Source organism: Corallococcus sp. AB030, from assembly GCF_003668965.1.
Classification (GTDB): Bacteria; Myxococcota; Myxococcia; order Myxococcales; family Myxococcaceae; genus Corallococcus; species Corallococcus exiguus.
This window is the reverse complement of record NZ_RAWQ01000369.1, coordinates 1-4,601: the sequence shown is the minus strand read 5'-3', so window position 1 is coordinate 4,601 and position 4,601 is coordinate 1. Positions and strand designations below refer to the sequence as shown.

Annotated in this window: 2 protein-coding genes; both read right to left on the bottom strand. The window is 72.9% G+C overall.

From position 1 onward, the window contains the following. Positions 1-820: type VI secretion system protein TssA (gene tssA, locus D7Y15_RS42375; RefSeq protein WP_121756104.1), on the bottom strand; the 820-nt coding region annotated here is incomplete at its 3' end. After that, positions 817-4,601, bottom strand: a 3,785-nt coding sequence (locus tag D7Y15_RS42370) for a type VI secretion protein IcmF/TssM N-terminal domain-containing protein (protein ID WP_148713025.1), incomplete at its 5' end; no start/stop codon positions are given. The genes tssA and D7Y15_RS42370, both read right to left, overlap by 4 nt.

Sequence of the window (4,601 nt, the reverse complement as noted above, 5' to 3'; positions counted from 1 at the left end):
GGGTGGATGGATCCGGCGGGGACGCAGGGGCGCTCGGGACCGGGGGCTCCATCAGGTCACTGACCGGCGCCAGCACCGTCCGCAGGTCCTCCAGCGCGCGCCGGAGCTGGCCGAGCAGGGGGCGCTCCTCGTCCAGGTGCGGTGAGAAGACGCTCTCCACCTCCAGCGCCGCGTCGTTCACTTCGCGCAGGGCCTTGCCCAGGGGAGGGTAGAAGGCCGCGGGCGTGGACCGCAGGGCGCTCAGGAAGCCCTGGGCGTCCAGGGGCTGGGAGCCGTCCCGCGCAGGCTCGTCGTCGCGCGACCGCGCTTCATGCTTCTCGCGGTGGAGGATGCGCTCCCAGTCCGCGTAGCAGCAGGCCGTGCCGCTGCCTCCCGTGGGCTGGGAGAGCGGGATGCGCTTGAGCCTCGGGGTCGCGTTCCGGTCGAGCCATTCGAGCACCGAGACGCGAGGGCTGACATCGCCGCCCTCCAGCGCGGGCCAGGCGGTGTCCCAATACCTGTCAGCCAGCGCGGCCAGCAGGCGCAGTCCCTCCGCGAGTCCCTGGAGGCCATGCAGTTCGAGCAGCGCTTCGGTGAGCCAGGCCGCGAGCTGCAGATCCTTGGAGCGCGGCAGCGCCTCCTGGCAGAGCCAGGCCACCTGCCGCCACTGGGCATGCTTGAACTGGTCCCGCCCGATGTCCTTCAGCAGCGCGGGATCGTCTTCGCGCCGGGCCTCTCGGATGTCGTCGTACGTCTGATCGTGACGCAGGTGAGGGCCCGCTGGAGCGTCTTCGGAGACGGGCGCGAGCAGCTTCTCGAGGTCGAGCAGGGGGGCGCTCATGGCGTGGAGCTCCGGGTCAGTGCGGCGGGTGCACCCGACGGCGCGCGCGTGGGCCAGAGGCGGGGCGAGGTGAAGCGCGTCTTTCCCTCCAGGCCGGTGAGGGGAACGCGGAGGAAGGCCACGGCCTGTTCGCAGAGGCGGCTCCGCTTCTCCTCGACACGGATGGCGAAGCGCAGGGTGTGCGGCCGCGGATCCGCGCCGCCGCCGAAGTCCACTGGCCGGCCCTGCTGGGCGCGCAGGAGGCGCAGCAGCGCCCAGGTGCCGCCGTACTCGAAGCGCGCGGTCGCGTCCGGGGCTCGCGGGCCACCGCAGGCCTCTCCGCGAGCGAGGGGCGCGGAAGGGGCGTCCTTCGCCCAGCGCAGCGCCACCTGGAGGGGCTCGCCCGGGTGCCACGCGCCCGGCTTGCCAACGGCCAGCCGCCGTCCGCCCGTCACCAGGCTCCAGGTGATGATCTGATTGGCGAGCCGCTCTTCGCCCCCGTTGACCCGGGGCTCCAGCTTGAGGCCGTAGCCGGCCAGCCCCTCGTCCTCGTCCACGAGCAGTGGCGCGAGGAAGGCGCGGGTGGCGCGGGCCTGCTCAAGGAAGGCGAGCGCCTCGGCCGGCAGCGACCGGCGCTCCGGGGCGTCCACCAGGGGCAGCACCTCGTCCAGTGCGAGGAAGAAGGCGCGGACCTCCGGCAGGGCCGCGTCAGGGGCCTCCACCGCATCGGAGGTGAACGGGAAGCGGCCGGCCAGGGTGGTGTTGAAGCGGCGCGCGAGCCGGGCGTAGGACTCACCCAGTTGATCACTGACGAGCTGCTCGCAGCGGCGGGCCACCAGGCCCTGCAGGCTGGCGCGGCGGGCGAGGAAGAAGTCCTTGCCCGCGTCTCCCGCGGGCGGGAGGCCCTGGAGGCAGTGCTCGCGGGTGACGTCCATCAGGCCCTGCTGGACGAACGACTCCAGCGCCTGGACGGAGTTGCCGGGCACCTGCTGTTCCCAGTCGCGCAGCTCGTCCCCGATGCGGCGCCACTTGAGGAGCAGCGGAGGACGCTCGCTGGTGGCGGACACCTCCCACAGGAGCGACACGGGCAGGGTGGCGTAGTCCCGGGCCAGCGTGGCGGCGCGCGTGCGCTGCGTCTTGAGGTACTGCCCCAGGGCCACGGCGTCCGACACCCCGAAGGCCTCCAGCGCCGCCGGGGACTTGCCCTGCCACCGCGAGAAGCGCGGATCCGGTGCATAGAGCGTGTCCCGCTCGAAGAGGGCGTCCACGCGCTCCAGCAGGCTTCCTGCCTGGGATGCCAGCAGCTCTCCCAACTCCTGACGTGTGCTGATCAGGAGGAGCTGGTCTCCAAGGTCGCGCAGCTGCCGCAACTTGCCGTCCACCTGCTTGAGGTTGGCCAGCTCGGCGGCGAGCTGGGACTCGACCTGGGGTGAGTGGGTGGCGGCCTCGCCGACGGGCATCGCCTCCAGCTTCCGGGCGCGGAGCAGCTGGACGCTCAGACGGCGCTCCAGCTGCTGGCGGGCTACCTCCGCCACCACCTCGTGCAGCTCGCCGGGGAACGCCGCCAGCCCCTCGGTGAGGAAGCCTTCGTAGAGCTTCGTGAGGCGCAGGGCTTCGTCCAGCGCGGGCTCGGACCAGAAGACGCGGACGGGCCCCTTGGATGAAGCGGGCGGGGGCGCGTCGGGTTCGGACATGAAGCCCTGGGCGAGCAAGTCCTTCAGCGCCTTCTCCAGGGCGAGCGCGCTCGGAGAGAGCTCCAGCTTGCAGCCCTGGTCGTCGCGCGCCAGCAGGGGCCCCGTGGCCCGCGAGGAGAGCGCGCACAGCCGCTCCTTCAGCGCGTCCAGCTCTCCCGTCCACTGTCGCTCCATGTCCGCCGCCGCCGGTTCACCCAGCGCGCGCGACTTGCGCACGGAGTCCAGCAGTCCGGTGAGGGACTTCCCCAGGCCAGGCGGGCCAAGCCAGACGGCCCCGGGCCGGGCCAGCTCCGTCCGCAGACGCTCCAATGCCTGCGCGAGCTCACGGGCCGTCCGGGCCACGGACATGCCTTCGCCGCCATGTCCCTCCAGCCGGGTGGCCAGGGCGACGCACGCCGCCAGCCGTGCCTCCAGCGGGTTCTCCACGAACAGGCGGCGCGAGAGCTTCGCGGCGAGCGCGGTGGCCCGGCGGGGCGCGGCCTCTTGCAGCGACGCCTCGAAGCGGGGCGCGGAGGCCTGCGCGAGCGCTTCTTCGTAGCGCGCGCCGTTCTGGAGGAACGCGGTGCCAGGGTCGGCATGCAGCAGGTACCGCGCGAGCCCGTCCACCGTCTCCAGCCGCTTGCGTCCGGACTGGCCTTGCAAGGCATTGAATGCATCCACCTGCGCGGTGAAGGTGGCCAGCTCCTGATCCAGCGAGCGCAGCGCCTGGAACTCGGGGGTCTCCTCGGGAGCGAGCAGGCCGTCAGGAAGCGCGGGGTGCTGGACCTCTCCGTCGAGGATCCGCTGGAGCCTTGTTCCGAGCTCCCGGTGGAGGGTGGGCAGCACCAGGTCCTCGAAGCTGACGCGGAGCGCGTCCTGGAGCTGTCCGGCCAGGGGCGACGCGGGCGTGCCGGGCAGCTTCGCCAGCTCCTGGAGGACCGTCGCCGCGCGGCGGCGTTCAGCCTCCGCGTCCGGCTCTCCCTGGGCGCGCTCCGTGCTCAGGCGGGCCAGACCGGCCATGCCCTCGGCAACGGGCCGCGTGTCACCGCGCAGGCGCTGTTCAAGCGTCCACAGGCCGACGGGCATCAGCACCACGCTCACGGCCAGCGACCACCGCAGCGCCGTCAGCGCCCGCTGGTTGCGGCGCTTCTCAGAAGCGGACGGACGGGCCAGGCTGCTTTCAGGGAAGACCTTCTGGTCGAGCAGATGCGTGAGGAAGATGGGGTGCGGCCCGGGCGCGGGCGCTCCGAGGGTTCGCGCCGTGAGCCGCTCGCTCGCGCTGAGGTCCCCGTTGAAGTACACGCCGCGCAACGGCAGGGCCTCGTGGTGGACGCTGGCCCGGAAGATGGGATCCAGCAGGGCGCGCGCCGGCTCGGTCAGCCCGCGCAGCGCGGAGGGGAAGGTGAAGGCCGCGTCGCGCTCCTGCGCGTTCTGTCCTTCTTCGCTGGCGAGCAGCTCGAGCTGCACGCGGGTGAGCGTCCCGTGGAGGCGCTCGAAGGCCTCGGGGATCCATTCGGCGCGCCACGCCGCTTCGAACGGATGCGGGTTGGACCAGCCGAACATCTCGTTCCACATGTCCGCGGGCAGCGCGCGGCAGAAGCTGGCGAACCCGGGGAGGACCTCGGCCTGCGTGAACAGCACGTAGATGGGGAAGCAGACGCCCAGCTCGTCCTGGAGCGTGCGCAGGCCCTTCGCCACCGCGTCCGCCTGGGCGCGCGCCTTCTCGCGGGAGGCGCGGTCCGTCCCCAGCAGCAACGCGGCCGGGAGGGCGAGCACCGCGGCGTCGATGGGGCGCAGGGGCCGGGCGCCGCGGAGCGACTTCAGCGCGGAGCGGAAGGACGGCTCGGCGGACTTCGTCAGCCCCGGCAGGTCGATGACCTGACCCTCGTTGAAGATCCACGCGGTGGCGCGGGTGGGGTCCTGGGGACGCTCGGGCTTGCCGAAGGGCAGGGGGAGCTCGACGCTCTTGAGGAGCGTGGCGCTGTCCGCGTCGGGCGTGCCCACCAGCACGCAGTGAGGCACGGCGTAGGTGGCGCCGCCCTGCTTGGGCGTGAGGAGCCGCGACCACCGCTCCAGCAGGCCCGGTGCCGGCTTCCCGGTGTCCTCGGGGGGCGCGGGGACTTCCGGGG